General features: G+C 45.8%; 16 protein-coding genes. 2 read left to right on the top strand and 14 right to left on the bottom strand.

Annotation, left to right across the window (positions count from 1 at the left end):
* Positions 1-17 precede the first annotated feature (17 nt).
* From AC1S8V_RS06650 to AC1S8V_RS06605, 10 genes are all read right to left on the bottom strand, one after another.
* On the bottom strand, positions 18-1,088 hold the full coding sequence (locus tag AC1S8V_RS06650; protein WP_482072959.1) for a glycosyltransferase family 4 protein: 1,071 nt from the start codon (positions 1,086-1,088) through the stop codon (positions 18-20).
* Positions 1,089-1,122: 34 nt separating this feature from the next.
* Entirely contained in the window at positions 1,123-1,602 is a 480-nt protein-coding gene (pssE, locus tag AC1S8V_RS06645; RefSeq protein WP_482072958.1) for a PssE/Cps14G family polysaccharide biosynthesis glycosyltransferase, read from the bottom strand.
* Positions 1,599-2,057: a PssD/Cps14F family polysaccharide biosynthesis glycosyltransferase gene (pssD, locus tag AC1S8V_RS06640; protein ID WP_482072957.1), complete on the bottom strand. Its 459-nt coding sequence runs from the start codon at positions 2,055-2,057 to the stop codon at positions 1,599-1,601. Before pssD ends, pssE begins: the two co-directional genes overlap by 4 nt.
* Complete coding sequence (locus AC1S8V_RS06635) at positions 2,054-3,400, bottom strand: O-antigen ligase family protein (RefSeq protein WP_482072956.1); 1,347 nt, start codon at positions 3,398-3,400, stop codon at positions 2,054-2,056. The genes pssD and AC1S8V_RS06635 overlap by 4 nt, the downstream gene beginning before the upstream one ends.
* 34 nt (positions 3,401-3,434) lie before the next feature.
* A complete protein-coding gene (locus tag AC1S8V_RS06630; protein WP_482072955.1) occupies positions 3,435-4,133 on the bottom strand; it encodes a sugar transferase in 699 nt (232 codons plus the stop codon).
* Positions 4,130-5,032 (bottom strand): UTP--glucose-1-phosphate uridylyltransferase GalU, encoded by a 903-nt coding sequence (gene galU / locus AC1S8V_RS06625; protein ID WP_091035105.1) that lies wholly within the window; start codon positions 5,030-5,032, stop codon positions 4,130-4,132. Before galU ends, AC1S8V_RS06630 begins: the two co-directional genes overlap by 4 nt.
* A 187-nt stretch (positions 5,033-5,219) precedes the next feature.
* Positions 5,220-5,897, bottom strand: a complete 678-nt coding sequence (locus AC1S8V_RS06620) for a CpsD/CapB family tyrosine-protein kinase (RefSeq protein WP_482072954.1) — start codon at positions 5,895-5,897, stop codon at positions 5,220-5,222.
* Positions 5,878-6,633 (bottom strand): YveK family protein, encoded by a 756-nt coding sequence (locus AC1S8V_RS06615; RefSeq protein ID WP_482072953.1) that lies wholly within the window; start codon positions 6,631-6,633, stop codon positions 5,878-5,880. The genes AC1S8V_RS06620 and AC1S8V_RS06615 overlap by 20 nt, the downstream gene beginning before the upstream one ends.
* Before the next feature lie 34 nt (positions 6,634-6,667).
* Positions 6,668-7,426: a CpsB/CapC family capsule biosynthesis tyrosine phosphatase gene (locus AC1S8V_RS06610; RefSeq protein ID WP_026081230.1), complete on the bottom strand. Its 759-nt coding sequence runs from the start codon at positions 7,424-7,426 to the stop codon at positions 6,668-6,670.
* A 154-nt stretch (positions 7,427-7,580) separates the two neighbouring features.
* The gene (locus AC1S8V_RS06605; protein WP_482072952.1) at positions 7,581-7,985 is read right to left on the bottom strand and encodes a hypothetical protein; all 405 of its coding nucleotides are present in this window, start codon (positions 7,983-7,985) and stop codon (positions 7,581-7,583) included.
* Positions 7,986-8,362: 377 nt separating this feature from the next.
* Here AC1S8V_RS06605 and AC1S8V_RS06600 point away from each other — a divergent pair, with 377 nt between their 5' ends.
* The gene (locus AC1S8V_RS06600; protein WP_047841965.1) at positions 8,363-8,731 is read left to right on the top strand and encodes a helix-turn-helix domain-containing protein; all 369 of its coding nucleotides are present in this window, start codon (positions 8,363-8,365) and stop codon (positions 8,729-8,731) included.
* Between the two features lie 97 nt (positions 8,732-8,828).
* Here AC1S8V_RS06600 and AC1S8V_RS06595 read toward each other — a convergent pair whose 3' ends face one another.
* The 4 genes from AC1S8V_RS06595 to AC1S8V_RS06580 all read right to left on the bottom strand — a co-directional run bounded on the left by AC1S8V_RS06595 (position 8,829) and on the right by AC1S8V_RS06580 (position 17,553).
* Positions 8,829-8,984: a hypothetical protein gene (locus AC1S8V_RS06595; protein WP_482072951.1), complete on the bottom strand. Its 156-nt coding sequence runs from the start codon at positions 8,982-8,984 to the stop codon at positions 8,829-8,831.
* 228 nt (positions 8,985-9,212) lie between these two features.
* Positions 9,213-13,811 carry a glutamate synthase large subunit gene (gene gltB / locus AC1S8V_RS06590; protein ID WP_482072950.1) on the bottom strand — a complete coding sequence of 1,533 codons (4,599 nt, stop codon included), beginning with the start codon at positions 13,809-13,811 and terminating at the stop codon, positions 9,213-9,215.
* A 672-nt stretch (positions 13,812-14,483) separates the two neighbouring features.
* Entirely contained in the window at positions 14,484-16,766 is a 2,283-nt protein-coding gene (locus AC1S8V_RS06585; protein ID WP_482072949.1) for a YhgE/Pip family protein, read from the bottom strand.
* Between the two features lie 205 nt (positions 16,767-16,971).
* Positions 16,972-17,553 carry a TetR/AcrR family transcriptional regulator gene (locus AC1S8V_RS06580; protein ID WP_482072948.1) on the bottom strand — a complete coding sequence of 194 codons (582 nt, stop codon included), beginning with the start codon at positions 17,551-17,553 and terminating at the stop codon, positions 16,972-16,974.
* A 381-nt stretch (positions 17,554-17,934) separates the two neighbouring features.
* Between AC1S8V_RS06580 and AC1S8V_RS06575 the strand changes: the two genes are divergently transcribed.
* Positions 17,935-19,149 carry an MGDG synthase family glycosyltransferase gene (locus AC1S8V_RS06575; RefSeq protein WP_482072947.1) on the top strand — a complete coding sequence of 405 codons (1,215 nt, stop codon included), beginning with the start codon at positions 17,935-17,937 and terminating at the stop codon, positions 19,147-19,149.
* Positions 19,150-19,155: the final 6 nt, after the last annotated feature.

Here is a 19,155-nt window from a genome sequence, read left to right as displayed (position 1 = left end):
CCACCTTTCCCTTGAAACTAGGACACTTTCATGTGCACCTTGTCATAGATGGACGATAAATTTTCAATGAGACTGTTCATGTTGAACTTGGATGTGACCAGTTCCTTATTGTTCAATCCCATTTGCATTCGCAGTTCCTTATCCAGAATAAGTCTCTCCAGCACATGGGCCAGAGCGGTTACATCCCCAGGTTCAACGAGAAAACCATTCAGCTCATCTGTAATTACTTCAGGTATACCACCCACCCGAGTCGAAACAATTGGCAAGCCTTCATTCATACCCTCCAGAATCGCCATTGGAAGCCCTTCGTGATAAGAAGGTAGAACCAGCAGATCTGCATCGTGGAGCAGACGTTCCTTCTCCTCGCCTCTAATCCACCCTGGCACTTCCACGTATTCTGTGATACCGTAACGCTCCACCAGCGCGCGAACTTCATTAACTTCCCCATCACCAGCCAACGTGAAGACCGCTTTGACCCCTCTTTGCTTCAATTGTTGAATAGCTAACAGGAGATCATACACACCTTTTCTCTTGCCAAGACGGCCCATGAACAAACAACGGGGAACCTGACGTTCTTCTCTGATCGGAGGTTCTTTAATGAATACGCCATTATAGAGCACTTCGATTTTGGATTCAGGCACGATCCGGGAAAAAAAGCTCTTCCATGTATACGACAGTACAATTAATTTATCCACTTGATTCAAGACATACTTGCATAACTTCTGCTGCAATGGATGCCGATTATAGAACACATCGAAGCTGGAAGCATGAATATGCACAATGACTGGCACCCTGAATATTTTACGGCCAACGAGAATGAACAACGCTTTACGATAGAAGCTCCCGTTGTAAGACATATGAATATGAATCATGTCCGGTCTGAATGTAACAAGCTTCACGAGAAATTGAAAAAAACCTTTGATGAAGATGAATAGTCGTGCAAGCACGCTACCCGTAATATAGGTTTCAATCCGCTGTAAATGGTACTGCTCGGCGATCAATGAATTTTCAATATTTACAATGACACTTACAATTCCACCCATGTCCTTCGTAGAAGAACCTATGACCAGCACCTTAGGTTTCATCATTCCACTCCTTTTGAATCGTAACGAACCCATCCCATCAAAGAGAATTAATATAACCCTTAATAGAGGAGAGCAACTGCGAGTTACTTTTCACATAGGGTTGAAAGTCGAGTTTATCAATGGTGGCGATTAATGCGTGGAGTTCATCTTCATTCTGGGCCACCGAAATATAACCTTTATCTTGAAACACCTTCGCGATCTCCAGTTGATGATTATCCACATGCTCCCCATGATCCTTCCGCCTTGGCATTACGATTACCTTTTTGTTCATCTGCAGTGCACTGGTAATAACCCCTACTCCCGCGTGGGACAGGACAAATTCACTTTTCGCAATATGATCATTCATCTCTTCCTGATTGAAAAAAGGCTTTTGTTGATAATGCATAGGCTTATATTCACTGTAACCGGATTGCACAAGGACGTCCGAAGGCATCCGCCCTTCCTGGATGAGATGATCAACAGCTTTCAAAAGTCGGTTAAACTGGAACCGCTGTGTTCCAAGCACGACAAAGATCAAAATAAAGCCCCCCTATACTTCGCCTTCGGATAAGCCTCTTGAAGCGTCTCCCATTGGATATAAAATTCATCAGCAAACTTGTAGATCATTCTCCCCGTCAGGGTTGGCGAATATATTTTGGCGTAACTTTCCACAAAAACAAGCTTGGCTCCCATCAATTTCCCAAGTAAGCACAAGGGATACACCGCTCCCGCTCCAGTGGTAATCAGAACTTTCGGGCGTTCTTTCAACAGGATGAACAACGAAGCCATGATATTCCGCAGCACAATAAACAGAAACAGAATATTCTTACGCTCCTGCTGAGAGAGGAAATAGGTTCGATTGGAAAGACTCAATTTGCTGCTTGCTTCACTTTTTTCCGTTACAAGGAAATAATCATGATCTTCCACCGCAGGGATCAGGTTTAACAATTGATTCAGATGGCCACCTGTGGAACTAACTAGACAGACTTTCATTGCATGATCTCCTTTCGAGGGACAAACTCCTGGGGGTTATCAGGGACAACACGTTTCTCATCACTGATCTGATATAACGCATTAAGATACACACAAAAAGGAGCAATTAAATGAATGGTGGATAATGTATTATCGACAAAAGAATAGATAGAGAAGCCAACAATCATCCCAACAAAATAAGGCTTCACGAGTCGATTCAACTTGGTATACACCTTTTTATAGACAAATAATAAGGCCCCAAAAATCAGTAAAGCCCCTACTAATCCCCCATCATAATAAAAGCGAATGTATTCATTATGGGGAACGGTAAAGCCTGAGAAGATACTGCCATCATTGGCAACCAATGCGGAGCCCAGTCCCTGACCAAAAATGGGGTACTCATTCGCTTTTTTGATAAAGAAGGCCCAAGCGGAGTCTCTACCTGATAATCCCTTGCTCTCCTGCCTCAACTCATAATTATCCCACTGTAAAACAACCATCACGGAGACGGCTGCCAGAAATAAAACAACAGGAAGAAGAGCACTCGTTCTACCCTTCACAAATTTTCTTACATGGTCATATAAATACATACACACGATGGGAATCAGTGCAAGCAAAGGCCCGCGGGTTCCCGTTTGAATCAAAATAATAAAATGGGTTAGCGTAAGGGCATAATTCAAGATTACCTGATTTTTGTATCGAATCTCCATCAGACACACACAGATCGAAATAAAACAAAGCATTCCCAAATGTGCTGCAATATTAGCTCCCTGTAAACGACTGACACCTGAACCCTCCAGATTGGAGATGGATAACATGCCGAATTGCTGCAGAATGAGACCACCTATCAAACTAAACACCGGAAGCCAGGCGAGGACTCTGATGATCCTTTGGCTAACTTCCTTTGGAAAGTTCACCATCAGTAACAGGAAGGGAACAACCAATCCCAAAAAGGCTTTAAAGGGATCGAGTGGACTCATCTTGCCTGGCATGACAGATAAAAAATAACTTTGAATAAAGAGATACCCTACAGCCAAAGCCGGATAAATAAATTGTTTTTTCAAACCATACCTCAAAAAAATCGGAAGTATAAAAAACAGGATCAGTAGCTTGTAAAAGGAAGAAGCGTCAAAACCCATCATTTGCATTCTAAAGATTTTGTCCATCGATAGCGAGAATGTACCGATCACGATCATATAAACCCAACTTGGATGTTTCATGTATATCCCGAACATAATCAGTAGTGCCAATGCCATGACCGAAATGATCGGTAAGTATACTGCCATGCCAATAATGATCAGTGAGGAAAGAATGATATATAACGTATTCCCTCTGGAAGAAGCAAAATAGTCTGTTTTTTGCATATCTGCTATGCCACCTCAAAGCCAGAATCGTGTTTCAAAACGCATCCTTCGAACCTACCAAGACCCTGAACGTTCTGAAGATAATTTTGATATCCACCATCATGCTGCGCTCACGGGCATACGTCAGATCCAGCTCTACCATTTCATCAAAGCCAACACTATTTCGACCGCTGACTTGCCATAATCCCGTACATCCCGGAATCATCTGCAGGCGCTGTCTATCATAAGAAGTGTAGTTCTTCACTTCTCTGGGCAGAGCCGGTCTGGGTCCAACGAGACTCATCTCTCCTCTGAATACATTCCACAACTGAGGCAGCTCATCCAGACTGGTTTTCCGAATGAACTTGCCAATCCGGGTAATGCGGGGATCATTTTTCATTTTGAACATATTCCCGTTCACTTCATTCTGGTCAATCAGCTGTTCTAGCAGATCTTCTGCATTCGCAACCATCGACCTGAATTTGTACATATGAAACTCTTTTCCATTCTGTCCGACCCGTACCTGACGAAAAAAAACAGACCCCTGCGGGGCCTCGATTTTGATCAGTAATCCGATGACCGCAAACAAGGGGCACAAAATGATCAAACCTATGAAAGAACCCAGCAAATCGAGCATTCTTTTCATAAATAGATACACTTTATCCGCATTTTGTCCTGACATCGTTGATGCATTGTACCCCAGACTTGGGTCCATAACAATCTCCGCTTCCTTCGTTTGGGGAGATGGACTCATTCAAACTCCCCCCCGGCTGCATGTTCTACCGACTCTTTTTCCAGGATTTGTTGCAGAGCCTGCAGCATTGGAATTCTAAGCTCCTGTTTTTGCAGAGCAAAGTCGATGGTCGTCAAAATGAATCCCAGTTTCTCGCCCACGTCATAACGTACTCCCTCGAAATCGTAAGCATATACTCCTTGTGTCTCATTTAAACGCTGAATCGCATCTGTTAATTGAATCTCTCCCCCTTGACCAATCTCCTGTTGCTCCAGATGTTCGAAAATCTCTGGACTCAGTACGTATCTCCCCATAATCGCCAGGTTGGAAGGCGCTGTGCCTTGGGCAGGTTTCTCTACGAATCTGAGAACCTCTGTCAAACGACCATCCGATTGCAGCGGGTCCACAATGCCGTATCTGTCTGTTTGTTCAGCAAGTACGGTTTGTACGCCAACAATGGAATGTTGAACCTGATCATATTGATCGATCAATTGTTTGGTGCATGGCACTTCCGATACGACGATGTCATCTCCGAGCAACACGGCAAAAGGTTCGTCACCGATAAAGTTACGCGCACACCAGACAGCATGACCAAGTCCTTTGGCCTCTTTTTGTCTTATGTAGTGGATATCCACGTTAGAGGATTTGCGAACCTCTTCAAGCAGGCCCAGCTTCCCTTTTTCCAGCAAGTTATGTTCCAGTTCAAAAGCGTTGTCGAAATGATCTTCAATCGCCCGTTTCCCTTTACCGGTTACGATGATAATGTCTTCAATTCCAGAGGCAATGGCTTCCTCAACGATATACTGTATAGTTGGTTTGTCCACAATAGGGAGCATTTCTTTGGGCATCGCTTTCGTGGCTGGCAAAAAACGTGTACCCAGTCCAGCTGCAGGAATGATTGCTTTTCTCACTTTTTTCATAAATACCACCCTATCCTCTTTTTTTTTTAGTTTGATAAACGTTGAACCAGGGCATCTAACCCCTCCTCACGTCATACCTTCGACGATTAACGTCTAAGGTTCACTGAACCCACAGCATGACCGAGTGCCTACAGTGATAAAGGTGCAGTAGACATTACCTGTTTACTTGGAAACATCGGATAGAACTTTACTTCTCTCCGTAGCCCACCGGAACTACAGCGTTTTTGATATTGTTCAGGATTGCGCCCAGGATTCGTGCATTCACATGCTCCAGAGCAGCCTTGGTCTTCTTCACCAATTCCTTCTTGACCTTGCCTGAGTTCACCACAAGCAGCACACCATCACACAGCGAACTTACAATGAGGGCATCCGTTACCGCCAGCACCGGCGGTGTATCAAACATGATGACATCATATTGATCCTCTAACTCTTCAATCAGCTTTTTCATCCGGTTGGAACCGATCATCTCGGAAGGATTCGGCGGAATTGGGCCAGAAGTGAACAACTGGAGATTATCGATATAGCTCTCTCTGAGCACTTCTTCCACACTGTACTGATTAGACAGCACACTACTAAGACCGATATGATTGGGTACGGAAAACACCTGATGCAAGGAAGGGTTACGCAGATCCGCATCGATCAACAGAACTTTCTTGCCTTCCTGGGCATAGGTTACCGCCAGGTTGCTAATGGTTGTGGTCTTGCCTTCGCCAGATTCGGCCGAAGCTACCATAATTTTTTTGATATGATTGTCGATCGAAGAGAACTGGATGTTGGTCCGTAGTTTACGGTATCCCTCCGAGATTTGAGATTTGGAGTTAAAATAGGTCACCAGACTGTTATTTTCATTGGTTAGCCGCGACATATTTGCCATCCCCCACTTTCTGTTGAGATACGTGATTCTTCGTGTTTTTCAGATCATCTTTTTTCATTTTGGATATAACCGTAAGCACAGGCAGGCCCAGCTCTTTTTCCAGTTCGGTTTCGGATTTGAATGTATCGTCCAGATAATCCAGCAGGAATACGAGTGCAATCGCGAGCACAAGACCTGCGAACAGGCTGACAATGATGCTTAATGTGGTTTTCATATTGATTGGAGATGCGTTACTATCCACTTTTGCTTCACTGAGGATAGCCACATTATCGATTTTCATGATCAGGGGGATTTGAGATTGGAACACGTTGGAGATGGCATTAACCGTTTTTGCGGCTTTTTCGTAGGTAGTCCCTTGTACAGTTATATTCATCACTTGGGATTCACTGGCTGTAGAGACGGAGGTGCTATTCATGAGCTGGGCAGAGGTTAAGCCCAAGTCCGGATACGTGGTAGCAACTTTATCCATAATGGCGGATGATTTAATAATTTCTCTGTATGAGTTAATGAGTTTGATATTGGTTTGAATCATGCTGAAATCCATCATCGCCTGACCTTGAACGGTAGAGGTCTGATTCACGATCAGTTTGGAACTTGCCTCATAGATGGGCTGTGTGAAGAAAATACTTTTAACCCCTGCACCCACACCCGCTATCAAAGCAATTGCAACAATCAACCACAGTTTCTTTTGTAAGAGTCGAAAATATCCTTTCAGTTCCACTTTCATTCCTCCTATACGTTGTGTGATCTATCCTATGTAACTACCAGATGGACAGTAGCCATTTGCGAGGTTTCCAGCGTTCTGTGACCAGGCACGAATTCGATAGAATGTGCGACGCATTCTCTGCCAGCCTCTTAACGGCTTCAGCTCCAAAACGACGCTCAATGGCCCGCTCTCCTTCACTTATGGCAAATGTCCTTTTGCACGTATCATGTGCATCTGATGAAATGAAATGAAACCCGTTTTCTTTACAAAAATGAAAACACCACTGCCGAACTTTCCGTCCGAAAAGCCCAGTGAAAGATTGAGCCGTGAGCTGACATAGTCCGCCTTGACTCAAGTAATCCGCCAACAGCTTTGGCTTCTTCAAAATGACACGATTGCGTTCCGGATGAGCAATAATAGGGGTAATTCCCGCTATTCGTAATTCATGCAGTATCCTGGGGAACTGGGAGGGAATATGACCAAAGGGCAGTTCCAGCAACATGTAACGACTTCCGGCGAGTGTGCAGCACTTTCCTGCATATAAGTCTCCAATCAGGTTGTCATGCACCCTGATCTCCTGTCCAGGACGGATCTCCAGGCGAATGTTACGTTTGCGAAGTTCTGCATGAAGCAGGTTCACGGCCTGATTGACCACCATCGGTTCATTGTTGTATTGCCCGTTCAGGTGATGCGGAGTAGCAATAATGGAGGTAATTCCTGAGGCTACCGCCTTCTCAGCCATTGCAACGGACTGCTCCATTCGAACAGGACCATCATCCAGACCGGATAATATGTGGCAGTGCATTTCAACCATATCCAAACTTCCTGAAATAGTATGAGCCCCCTCGCCCCTTTATTCATTGCGCAAATGCTTTTGGTGTTAAAGAACTAATGCATAACGCTATGAAATATAGTAAAATGGCGTTAAGTACATGCTTGTTCAGAATTTGGTTAGAAAGTGTCAAGTTTCATATGGTAAAATCAATGTTATGATATGCTTCCTGATAGCGTTGTTGATCAGTTGCCTTGTGATAGTGAAAACGGGAAACCGTTGGGAACTGAACATCAGTAAGCATTGCGTTTAACTGTCCAGTTATATATAGTTTCTGTTCGTGCTGAATATGCAAGTTTGAATGATACATTGTGAGCTCTCCGAAGGGCTGTTTCCATTGCAACCTTGCGTGAAGTCTTACACATACATGATGATCTTCAACATCCAACCCAATGAGCATTTCTGATGATACTGGCAAGTTCAGGTCGCTCAGGAAGGTAATCGCTTGCGTGTCCATTCCAAGTAACAGAACGGGGCGTCTTTTGCGGTCTACTATTTTCCCACGAAACTCCTGAATGTACATATGGACATTTAATTTCATATCAGCCCATTCCTGAATTATTGAATGCATGGTTTCATTCCTTTAGAATGGATTAGCCTACATGGACTGCCTTTACTTCCTTCTCACAGGTATATGGTTCAGGCAACAAGGAGATACTTAAAATATTCCAAATGATACATTTTGTAACTCCATACGTCCAATTTACGATACAATACGTATCATGTCAAGCGGTATTTGGACATGGTTCTTTTGATTTACGACATTATGAGATGTCCTTAGACAGACCTATTTACAAATGGAAATGGTTGAAGGAAACGCACGAGGAGATGCTTTTTTGCAGGAAAGCTGCCCTGATCAAAAACTTGGCTCAGGATTGTTTCAATATATATTTGATGTCGTTCAGGGGGAACTAGCTTATGAGCTACGGAAATCGCATTGCTGAATTAAGGGAACAGCGGGGACTAACTCAAGAAGAACTTGCGAGCTCCATTCATATTACAAGAGCTGCTCTCTCCCACTACGAGAAGAACCGACGTAAACCGGATTTCGAAGTGTTAACGAGACTTGCTGACATCTTTGACGTGTCTATTGATTATCTCATTGGACGTACGAAGCAAAGCGATGTCGTGATGGATGAAGACGTTCGTGAATTCGTTGACACTCTGGAGTTATCGGACAAGGAAGTGCTGGAGCGCTTCGATCTGATGATTGATGGTAAATCCTTAACGGAAGAAGAGGCACGTCGTTTTATCGCTTTTGTCCGAATGGAACGCAGCATGGACTAAACCCGAAAAGAGGACCCAGTTCCCGAGAGATACACTCTCTGGCTTCTGGGCTTTTTTTGTGTCTTGAATTCCCTCCACTCCATGGTTGTCTATCCTGTCAAGGACGCTTGTTGTTGACGGAGGATACGAATTGGTTCCAACGCTCCGGGTCGATTCCGCATTGCAGTAAAACTTTCATGATGTCCATCTGAGTTGCTTCGACTGGTTTACCTGTCGGCTTACGATCGCCCCTGTTTGGATGCTTCATATTCATTCCGCTAACCTCTCTTATCTTTATACTTTCCCTGCCCTCCAAAACTAGCCTTATTATACTTGAGAAACTTCCTCAATGTTGTCGTCTCATGACGATAACGTTTTTTGAAGGGGTTCTAATTTTGTCGAAAGCAAAATAGGAGCTATCTGGCGCCAGCATGGCAACCATATAGCTCCTATTATTCTTAATACAACCTGTTCATGCACTTACACTTGAAGAAGGAAGTTTTTAGCCTCCCGCACGCGCAAGTTCACGCATGTTCGCTTCAAACGCTGCGAGCAATGCTGCTTCTCCAGTCAGACCTGTCGCCTGAATCCGTTCAATCTGTTCTGTCATCCGCTTGAAGTCTTTCGGAATAACACGAACGAACTGATTCAAGGCATCTTGCCAGTTATCCAGAATGCGCTGACCGGCAGCACTTCCTGTGTTGGCAACGTGACGTTGAATCATGCCTCGAAGATCTGCACTTTCAGCTACGTCTTCGATACGCTCCAAAAGAACCATTTCCAGATTACAACGTTGCAAGAATGTGCCTTCCGGATCATACACATAGGCAATACCTCCGGACATTCCTGCTGCAAAGTTACGACCTGTATCGCCGAGTACAACGACACGTCCGCCCGTCATATATTCGCAACCATGGTCGCCGACACCTTCAACGACTACTTTGGCGCCCGAGTTACGTACTGCAAATCGCTCACCTGCAATACCACGGATATACGCTTCACCACTTGTTGCTCCATAGAGTGCCGTGTTACCGATAATGATGTTATCTTCCGCCTCGAATGTTGCTTTCGGAGAAGGCATCATGATCAGTTTACCTCCAGACAGTCCTTTACCTACATAGTCATTGGAGTCGCCTTCAACGGTCAAGGTCATACCTTTAGGTACAAAGGCCCCAAAGCTTTGTCCGGCAGAACCAACAAATTTGAATTTAACTGTATCTTCAGGCAATCCTGCGAGTCCATATTTGCGTGTGATCTCACTACCCAAAATGGTACCTACTGCACGGTTAACGTTCGTGATTGGAAGTACCGCTTCAACCGGTTGACCGGATTCAATCGCAGACTGTGCCAGTGGCAGCAATTGTTGCATATCCAGCGTTTCTTCCAATTGATGATTCTGATGCTGTGTACGGTAACGTGCAGAGCCTTCCGGCATTTCAGGCACGTGCAACAATACAGACAGATCCACACCTTTTTTCTTCCAGTGATCTACGGCTTCTACCGTTTCGAGGCAATCTGTACGTCCGACCATCTCCTGAATAGTACGGAAACCAAGATCAGCCATGATCTCACGCACATCTTCAGCAACAAATCGCATGAAGTTAACCACATGAGCTGGATCACCCATATAATTTTTACGCAATTCCGGATTCTGTGTCGCTACACCAACCGGACAGGTATCCATTTGACAGACACGCATCATGATACAGCCAAGTGCAACGAGTGGTGCCGTAGAGAATCCATACTCTTCTGCTCCAAGCAAGGCAGCAATCGCTAGGTCACGGCCGTTAAGCATTTTGCCATCTGTTTCGAGGACAACACGGTCACGCAGATTGTTCAGCATCAACGTTTGATGTGTCTCTGCAAGACCTAGTTCCCAAGGCATACCTGCGTGGCGAATCGAACCTTGTGGTGATGCACCTGTACCTCCGTCATAACCGCTGACGAGGATAATATCGGCACGGCCTTTGGCTACACCAGCTGCGATGGTACCCACGCCCACTTCCGATACAAGCTTCACGTTAATCTCAGCACGCGGATTGGCATTTTTCAAGTCATAGATCAACTCTGCCAGATCCTCGATCGAGTAGATATCGTGATGCGGTGGTGGCGAGATCAGACCTACACCCGGTGTAGATCCACGAACTTCAGCAACCCAAGGATACACTTTACGTCCTGGCAGCTGTCCGCCTTCACCTGGTTTAGCTCCCTGAGCCATTTTGATCTGAATCTCGTCGGCATTAACCAAGTAGTTGGATGTAACACCAAAACGTCCGGATGCTACCTGTTTAATCGCACTGCGACGGGAATCCCCGTTACTATCTTTAATGAAGCGAGCCGGATCTTCTCCACCTTCACCGGTATTGGATTTACCTCCAACACGGTTCATAGCGATGGCAAGATCTTCATGCGCCTCTTTGCTGATCGAACCGAAGGACATTGCACCCGTTTTGAAACGACGCATGATATCTTCTACCGATTCAACTTCTTCGAGTGGAATGGAAGCTCCAACCGGTTTCAGCTTCAGCATGGAGCGAATGGTCAACAATTGATCATTCTCACCTTGTACAAGTTTGGAATATTTTTTATACAGCTTGTAATCCCCAGTGCGTACCGCGTGTTGCAGGGTATGAATGGTTTGCGGATTGAACAGATGCTCTTCTCCGTCGTTACGCCATTGATAATCCCCACCGGAATCCAATACTTTATCGTTACCGTCTTTCTCTGTAAAGGCACGGTTATGATGTGTCAACGCTTCGGCTGCCACTTCTTCCAACCCAATTCCACCGATACGGGAAGGTGTCCAGGTAAAGTAACGGTCAACGAAGTCTGATTTCAGACCCACCGCTTCGAAGATTTGAGCTCCACGATACGATTGAATCGTAGAAATCCCCATTTTGGACAACACTTTAGTAACGCCTTTGGTAGCTGCTTTAATGTAGTTTTTCACTGCTTTCTCATGCGAGATGCCACGCAGCAACCCTTGCTGAATCATGTCATCCAGCGTTTCAAAGGCCAGATAAGGGTTCACCGCACTTACACCGTAACCCAGCAGCAACGCGTAGTGGTGAATATCACGCGGTTCTGCCGATTCGAGCATAATGCTGACTTTGGTTCTGGTTCCCTGGCGAATCAGATGGTGATGCAGACCTGCTACAGCAAGCAATGCAGGAATGGCAGCATTCTCTGCGTCCACACCGCGGTCAGACAGGATCAGAATGTTATGACCTTTGTCGATGACACGATCCGCAGCTTCGAAGAGCAAATCCATCGCTTTGCGAAGTCCTTCTGCTCCTTCCGCAGCGGTGAAGAAGATTGGAATCGTCATGGAGCGGAAGCCTGGGCGACGCACATGGCGAATCTTCGCAAAGTCTTCATTGGACAATACCGGTGTATCCAGACGGATCTGGCGACAGCTCTCCGGTTCAGGGTTCAGCAAGTTACGCTCAGGACCAATGGTTGTTGCTGTAGACGTTACAATCTCTTCACGGATTGCATCAATTGGCGGGTTGGTTACCTGGGCGAACATCTGTTTAAAGTAGTTGTAAAGACGCTGCGGACGATCGGACAGCACAGCCAGCGGTGCATCATAACCCATCGAACCCGTAGCTTCCATACCTGTTGTTGCCATGGGCTCCAGGATTTTACGCAGTTCTTCAAATGTATAACCATATGCCAACTGAAGCTGAGTCACGTTATCATGTTTTGGATCAGGAAGTTCCGGTGCTTCCGGCAACTCGCTCAGATCCATCAAATGCTCATCAAGCCAATCCTGATACGGATTCTCGGCTGCAATAATTGCTTTTACTTCCTCATCCGCGATGATGCGGCCTTCTTGTGTATCCACAAGCAACATCCGACCTGGACGCAGACGATCTTTGTACAGGATCTCTTCTGGCGCGATATCAAGTACCCCAACTTCGGAGGACAGGATAATACGGTCATCCTTGGTTACATAATAACGAGCTGGACGCAATCCATTACGGTCAAGTGTTGCACCAATTTGCAAACCATCTGTGAAGGCCATTGCTGCTGGTCCATCCCAAGGCTCCATCATCGTGCTGTGATATTCATAAAATGCTTTTTTGGCAGGGTCCATGCCCTCATCTGTGCTCCAAGGTTCAGGAACCATCATCATGGCCACGTGTGGCAGGGAACGACCGCTCAGATACAGGAACTCCAGTGTGTTATCAAACATGGCTGTATCCGAACCGTCCGGATTGATGACTGGTTTCACTTTGGCGATGTCGTTGCCAAACAACTCGCTCTCGAACAAGGACTGTCTAGCATGCATCCAGTTCACGTTACCACGCATCGTGTTGATCTCACCGTTGTGGATCATGAAGCGATACGGGTGGGCACGTTCCCAGCTTGGGAAGGTGTTTGTACTGAAACGGGAATGCACGAGTGCAATAGCCGATTCAACAAGGTCTTGCTGCAGATCCAGATAGAACTCTCCCACCTGTTCCGTTGTCAGCATGCCTTTATATACAATTTTGCGACAAGACAAGCTTGGAAGGTAGAATGAACCGCCTTCTGCTTCATCTGCCGAATAACGAATAGCCAGCTCAGCGCGTCTGCGAATAACATACAGCTTACGCTCGAATCCAAGCTCATCCTTCACATCTGCGGATCTTCCAATAAACACCTGACGTACATAAGGTTTCGCTGCAAGCGCAGAACGTCCAAGCATTTCATCAAAAGTAGGAACATCCCGGAAACCCAGGAACGTCTGTCCTTCTTCTTCAATAATCTTCTTAAGGCTCTCTTCATGCGCACTACGAATGGCAGGATCTTGGGAAAGGAACAACATCCCTACGCCATAGAAGCCCTGTTCAGGCAATGCAAAACCAAGACGTTCTGCTTCCTGTGCAAAATAGCGATGTGGAATCTGAATCAGGATACCTGCTCCGTCACCGGAATTCGGCTCACTTCCCTGTCCTCCACGGTGCTCCATGTTACTAAGCATGGTCAGAGCCTGACTAACGATATCGTGTGAAGGTACTCCTTTGATGTTGGCAACAAAACCCATTCCGCATGCGTCTTTTTCGAACTGCGGGTCATACAGACCCTGTTTTGGAGGTAATCCGATGTGTCTCATGGAACGCAACCTTTCTATAATGAAGTATTTCGGAAAGATCAAGAACATAGGCAACAGGCAACAATGAAACGGGAGGAGCTGGCCTTTCGCTTGCGATAGAGCCTGCTAGATAGAAGAGGTGACAGCATGAGACTGTCAAAAATAATGCCTGCTATTGGGCAGAAGCCATTAAATGAGATGAGCTGATCCGGACGATCCGGCAAACAGCCTGTATAAATCAACACGCAGCCGCTGGCACGACTACTGAAATGGAGCGACGTTTTTTTGATATAGTTCTATTATTTTAACACCGACCTAACATCAGCGCAATTTAAACTTTTTAATACCTCTGATAAGAAATGTTTTGCAGTACAGCTTTACTGTAATGACGTTTAAATTCATCTCTTTTTCGAATAATTATACACTTTTTAAGTCAGAGTACAACTGAATTAAATTGCTGACAGAAGAAAATCGTTCCATATGTGGCCTGTGTTTATCCATAATTCCACCAAATTTTCACTGCTTAAGCCAGCGAATCTTTACTTCTCTATGCATTTGTATACAAAATAGCCTGCAACCCCTTTTTGGGGTCACAGACTATTTGCACTATTTGACTACTATATTGCATAATTTCACTACATGAAAATAAAGTTTTTTTTCGTAAATATCACGTTGCTGATGATCAGGTTCGACTTATGCTGTCACAACTTGACCAGAATCAGCGAGTTCCGCTTCTTTTTTCGGACGTCTGCCATTCCAAAGGAAGTAGGCCAGCGTCAGCACGATGGACACACCAGCATATATGCTGAGAATTCCTGCCTGATGCCACATTACATCCAGATTGCCACTCGATACAACCGCCTTGAAGCCCATAATGCTGTGTGTCATTGGCAACCAAGGGCTAAATGCTTGAAGCCACGATGGAATCAGTTCTACCGGGAAAGTACCTGCACTAGCCGCAAGTTGGAAGACCAGCAGCAGAATGACAACATAACGTCCAGGCAGATCCAGCCAAGTCACAAGTGCCTGAACAATCAACATGAAGGTCAGCCCTGTAATCATGGTGAACAGGTAGAACAGCGCTACGCTGTGCGTCTCCAGTCCAAGACCGTATAACATGAAGCTTGCCACGATAACCGATTGGAAAATACTCACGGAGCCAAATACCAGTGTCCGGCTGACAAAACGATTCCAGCCTGTTGCACCAGGTACAGACGTTTCCCGCATTTTCAATACAATCGTGGAAATCAACGATCCCACAAAAAGACCGATCGACAGGAAGAACGGTGTTAATCCTGTACCATAATTGCTCACGTTCTCTGCTGTGTTCTCCGAGGAGTTTACCGGTTCAGCGAACATGTTCACGACATCATCTGTTTTCTTAACTTCGGATGTTTTCTGCGCGGCATCATTCAGCTTGGTTGCCAGTTCACTTGAGCCATCTTTTAGCTCGGTAAGGCCGTCAGCCAGTTTGCCTGCACCATCGCCCAATTGCTTGGAACCATCGGTAAGTGAATGAACACCACCACTGAGTTTGCCTACACCCGTTTGCAGAGCTGTTGTACCTGAGCCCAGCTGCTTGGCACCATCCGCAAGCAATGTACCGCCACTTGCAGCATCACCCAGTTTGCCACTGAACTGCTTCAGGCCATCGGAGAGCTTCGCTCCTCCTTGACTAAGCTGTCCGGCACCAGCCAGCAATTGCTTCTGACCATCCACCAGTTGGTTCGCACCAGCAAGAAGTTGCTCCTGGCCTCCATGAAGCTCGGCTGCACCTGCAGCCAGCTGCTGGTTGCCCTGATGCAGCTGATCTGCACCCTGTGCCAGCTTCTGCTCGCTCTCATGCAGTTGTGCACTGCCATCCGCAACAGCTTCACTCGCCGCAAGCAGTTTCTGTACATCAGCATTTTCGGCCAGTTCCGGGTTCGATGCAGCAAGTTGTTTCAATCCGGCAGCTACGCCTTGTGCACCATCAGCAACCTTGCCGCTGCCATCTACGGCCGATTGCAAGCCTGTTGCCAATGTACCGCTACCCTGGATTGCACTTTGCAGACCTTCAGACAGCTTCGCGCTACCCTGTTCGGACGATTGCAGGCCAGCCTGCAGCTTGCCTGTGCCGTCCAGTGAGGACTGTAGTCCGGTTTCCAGCTTGGCACTGCCATCTTTCAACTGATCTGCTCCGCTCTGAAGCTGGCTCGAAGCGGCTGCCTGAAGCTGTTGCAGACCGGAGACGAGATTCGTTGTACCACTCTCAAGTTTGGTCGCCCCCGTATGCAATGCATTAACGCCATCACTTAATGGAGAAAGTCCTTCCTGCAGTTCAAGTGTTCCGGATGCGAGCTTCGCCAAGTTATCCTTGAGCTTCACTGCACCATCATCCAGTTTGCCTGCACCCGTATTCAGTTCCCCTGCTCCGTCACCTGCCTCAGCCAAACCATCGGATACCTCGGAGAACTTGTCGAGCAACGTCTCCGCATAGGATTCTGTCACTTTGGCCGAGACCTTTGCTTTCAGGTCCTTAATAGCAGTCTTACCGATCTGTGCACCAACAAAGCTATAATTGCCATTGGGTTCATAGATCAGATCAGCCGGCTCTGGCTTGTCATCGAGCAACGTTGTTGCCTGAGATGAGAAGTTCTCCGGGATCGTAATTTGCATATAATATTTGTCATTACTCATGCCTTCTTTGGCTTGACTTGCACTGACAAAGTCCCATTTGAAATCTGCATTTTTCTTCAGCTCATCAACCAGATCACTACCTACATGGAGGGATTTTCCCTCCAGCTCAGCGCCTTGATCCAGATTGACAACGGCAACCGGCATCTCATCCACATGACCATACGGGTCCCAATAGGCCGCCAGATAGATGCCACTATACAGGATCGGTATAAACATAATTGCAATAACAGGGATCAACACCTTCGGGTTTCTCACGGCCGATCCCACATCCTTGAAAAACACGGATAAAGATTTCATGTCATTTTCTCCCCTTAATCTCTCTGCTCTATGAGCAGGAATAACCTTAATAAAATAAAATGCCGCATTCCAGAAAACATACTGAAACACGAACTGACCATTTTCCTCAAACGGTCACTTTAGAGCAAAAAAACAACCTGTCTTCCGACAAGCCTCACTGCTTGATACGCGTAAAAACCCATATATATAGTAGATTAAATTCGGATTACGTTACAGCAGCAATTCCTTCCATTAAGAAAAGGCGAAAGTACGTCTTAATTTCCTCTTTGCTCAGCGGTTGATGTTGCTTGCTCCAGTCTGAGGTGAGTGCAATGTACAGGCGAATCATCATAAAAGCGACGACTTGCGGATCGCATTCTCGAATTTCTCCATTGTCTTTTGCTTTCTCAAGTTCCTTAGCCAAAAAGTCGGAAATGACCTTCTCCACTTTGTCCAAACCTTCCTTGGCCTGCAGCGTTCCAAAGTCCTTCAACTCTTGTGATAACTTAACCAGCAGATCGTGATCACGACGGAACTCTAACAATTCATCCAGTACCCGAAACAGATTATCAAAAAATGCACTTTCCTGATGTACTTCACGATGCGCGATGTTCTTCATTTCCTGAATCACTTCTACCAGGATCTGATCAAACAATTGTTCTTTATTCGTGAAAAATGTATAGATCGTTCCTTTGCCAACGTTCGCAATCTTGGCGACCTGATCCATCGTGGTTGCTTTGTATCCAAACATGGCAAACGACTGGGCTGCTGCATGAATAACCTGCTGTCTCCTGTCAATCGGAGCCATCGTATCCCTCCTTTATGCTGATTCATTGTTCAAACGTTCCATATAAATGACCAAAAATACAATTCAGTCATTCGGTCAAAAACTACAATACCACCTTAGAAATAAGATTGCAACCCTAACATTTTAAAAATTGGGTTAATATTTTTTAACCTAAATGCAGTGGAAACTCCTTCTGTCGTCGTCTATAGTGTAAGATGACTCAAACAATACGTATATAAATGAAGTTAGGTTGTCTCATCGTAAGATATATGGTGTAAATATTCATAGAAGAAACATGATTTTGCGCTTCAATGTATATTCATGTAGTAATTGTATTTTATAGCTAGAATAATCGATGAATATCTTCATTTTGAATTTAAACTTATGAATAAAGGTGAACTCATGCGAAAACCAAGAGTGCTCTTATTATCGGAAGGTTTCGGTACCGGTCACACTCAGGCCGCTCATGCGCTGGCACATGGCATCAAAAAAGTCAGTCCACATGTTCACAGTCGTGTCATTGAACTAGGCAAATTTTTGAACCCAACGGTAGCTCCACTAATTTTTTCTGCATATCGAAAGACACTATCGGTCCAACCCAAACTGGTCAGCCTGTTGTACCGCACACAATACAACAAATCATTAAATGGCTTTACCAAGCTCGCGTTGCACCGGATTTTCTATACAGAGACGGCGCAGGTCGTATCCCAGCTGAAACCGGATGCGGTGATCTGTACCCATCCTTTTCCGAATGCAGTGATCTCCCGGCTCAAACGCCAGGGTCTGAATATCCCTCTCTATACCGTCGTGACGGATTATGATGTGCACGGAACATGGATTAACCCGGAAGTGAACAAATATCTGGTCTCTACCCCTCAAGTCAAAGCATTGCTTGAGATTCGGGGGGTGGATCCATCCCATATTCAGGTCACGGGAATCCCTGTGCATCCGGACTTCTGGGAAGCAGGAGACAAGGTGAAGCTACGGGAAGAGATGGGGCTTCAGAACATGCCTACCGCCCTGCTTATGGGTGGTGGATGGGGACTTTCGTTTGATGAGGATCATATGAAAGCTCTCACGTCCTGGGCAGATCGTATTCAATTGGTGTTCTGTCTGGGAAGCAACGAGAAAATGATCGCAAAGATGAAGGAATTGCCTTGCTTCCAGCACCCCAATATTCGTATTTTGGGGTATACACGGGAAGTAAGCAAACTGATGGATGTATCCGATGTGCTGATCACGAAGCCTGGGGGCATGACATGCACCGAAGCGCTGGCTAAGCGTTTACCGATGTTGTTCATACCTCCACTTGCGGGTCAAGAGGAAGAGAATTGCGAATACTTTGTACAAGCCGGATATGGTCAGGTCATTCATTCAGCCGATGTGATCACCAATCGTTTCAGACAACTATGTGAGCAGGCATCTGCTCAAGCTGAAAGCCCGCTGAACGTAGCGCATAACTCAGGCAAAAGTTCGGTCTATGATCCGACATGTTGTGCCCAGGCTGTTCATGACTTATTATTCCCAACTACAGCCGAAGTCACAACAACGCCCGTGGAACGCTTTACAGCCGGAATTGCTGCCACGTCCTTGTCAGGTACCAGAATACCATTCTAACGTCTC

Source organism: Paenibacillus sp. B46(2026) (assembly GCF_056786355.1).
This window is presented reverse-complemented; position numbering and strand designations above follow the sequence as displayed.

Coding starts and splice junctions, on each gene's coding strand:
- AC1S8V_RS06600 (WP_047841965.1), top strand. CDS start 8,363: ATGAGCTACGGAAATCGCATTGCTGAATTAAGGGAACAGCGGGGACTA.
- AC1S8V_RS06575 (WP_482072947.1), top strand. CDS start 17,935: ATGCGAAAACCAAGAGTGCTCTTATTATCGGAAGGTTTCGGTACCGGT.
- AC1S8V_RS06615 (WP_482072953.1), bottom strand. CDS start 6,633: ATGAAAGTGGAACTGAAAGGATATTTTCGACTCTTACAAAAGAAACTG.
- gltB (WP_482072950.1), bottom strand. CDS start 13,811: ATGAGACACATCGGATTACCTCCAAAACAGGGTCTGTATGACCCGCAG.
- pssD (WP_482072957.1), bottom strand. CDS start 2,057: ATGAAAGTCTGTCTAGTTAGTTCCACAGGTGGCCATCTGAATCAATTG.
- AC1S8V_RS06595 (WP_482072951.1), bottom strand. CDS start 8,984: ATGAATATGAAGCATCCAAACAGGGGCGATCGTAAGCCGACAGGTAAA.
- AC1S8V_RS06620 (WP_482072954.1), bottom strand. CDS start 5,897: ATGTCGCGGCTAACCAATGAAAATAACAGTCTGGTGACCTATTTTAAC.
- AC1S8V_RS06650 (WP_482072959.1), bottom strand. CDS start 1,088: ATGATGAAACCTAAGGTGCTGGTCATAGGTTCTTCTACGAAGGACATG.
- galU (WP_091035105.1), bottom strand. CDS start 5,032: ATGAAAAAAGTGAGAAAAGCAATCATTCCTGCAGCTGGACTGGGTACA.
- AC1S8V_RS06605 (WP_482072952.1), bottom strand. CDS start 7,985: ATGAAATTAAATGTCCATATGTACATTCAGGAGTTTCGTGGGAAAATA.
- AC1S8V_RS06630 (WP_482072955.1), bottom strand. CDS start 4,133: ATGAGTCCATCTCCCCAAACGAAGGAAGCGGAGATTGTTATGGACCCA.
- AC1S8V_RS06585 (WP_482072949.1), bottom strand. CDS start 16,766: ATGAAATCTTTATCCGTGTTTTTCAAGGATGTGGGATCGGCCGTGAGA.
- AC1S8V_RS06635 (WP_482072956.1), bottom strand. CDS start 3,400: ATGCAAAAAACAGACTATTTTGCTTCTTCCAGAGGGAATACGTTATAT.
- AC1S8V_RS06610 (WP_026081230.1), bottom strand. CDS start 7,426: ATGGTTGAAATGCACTGCCACATATTATCCGGTCTGGATGATGGTCCT.
- AC1S8V_RS06580 (WP_482072948.1), bottom strand. CDS start 17,553: ATGGCTCCGATTGACAGGAGACAGCAGGTTATTCATGCAGCAGCCCAG.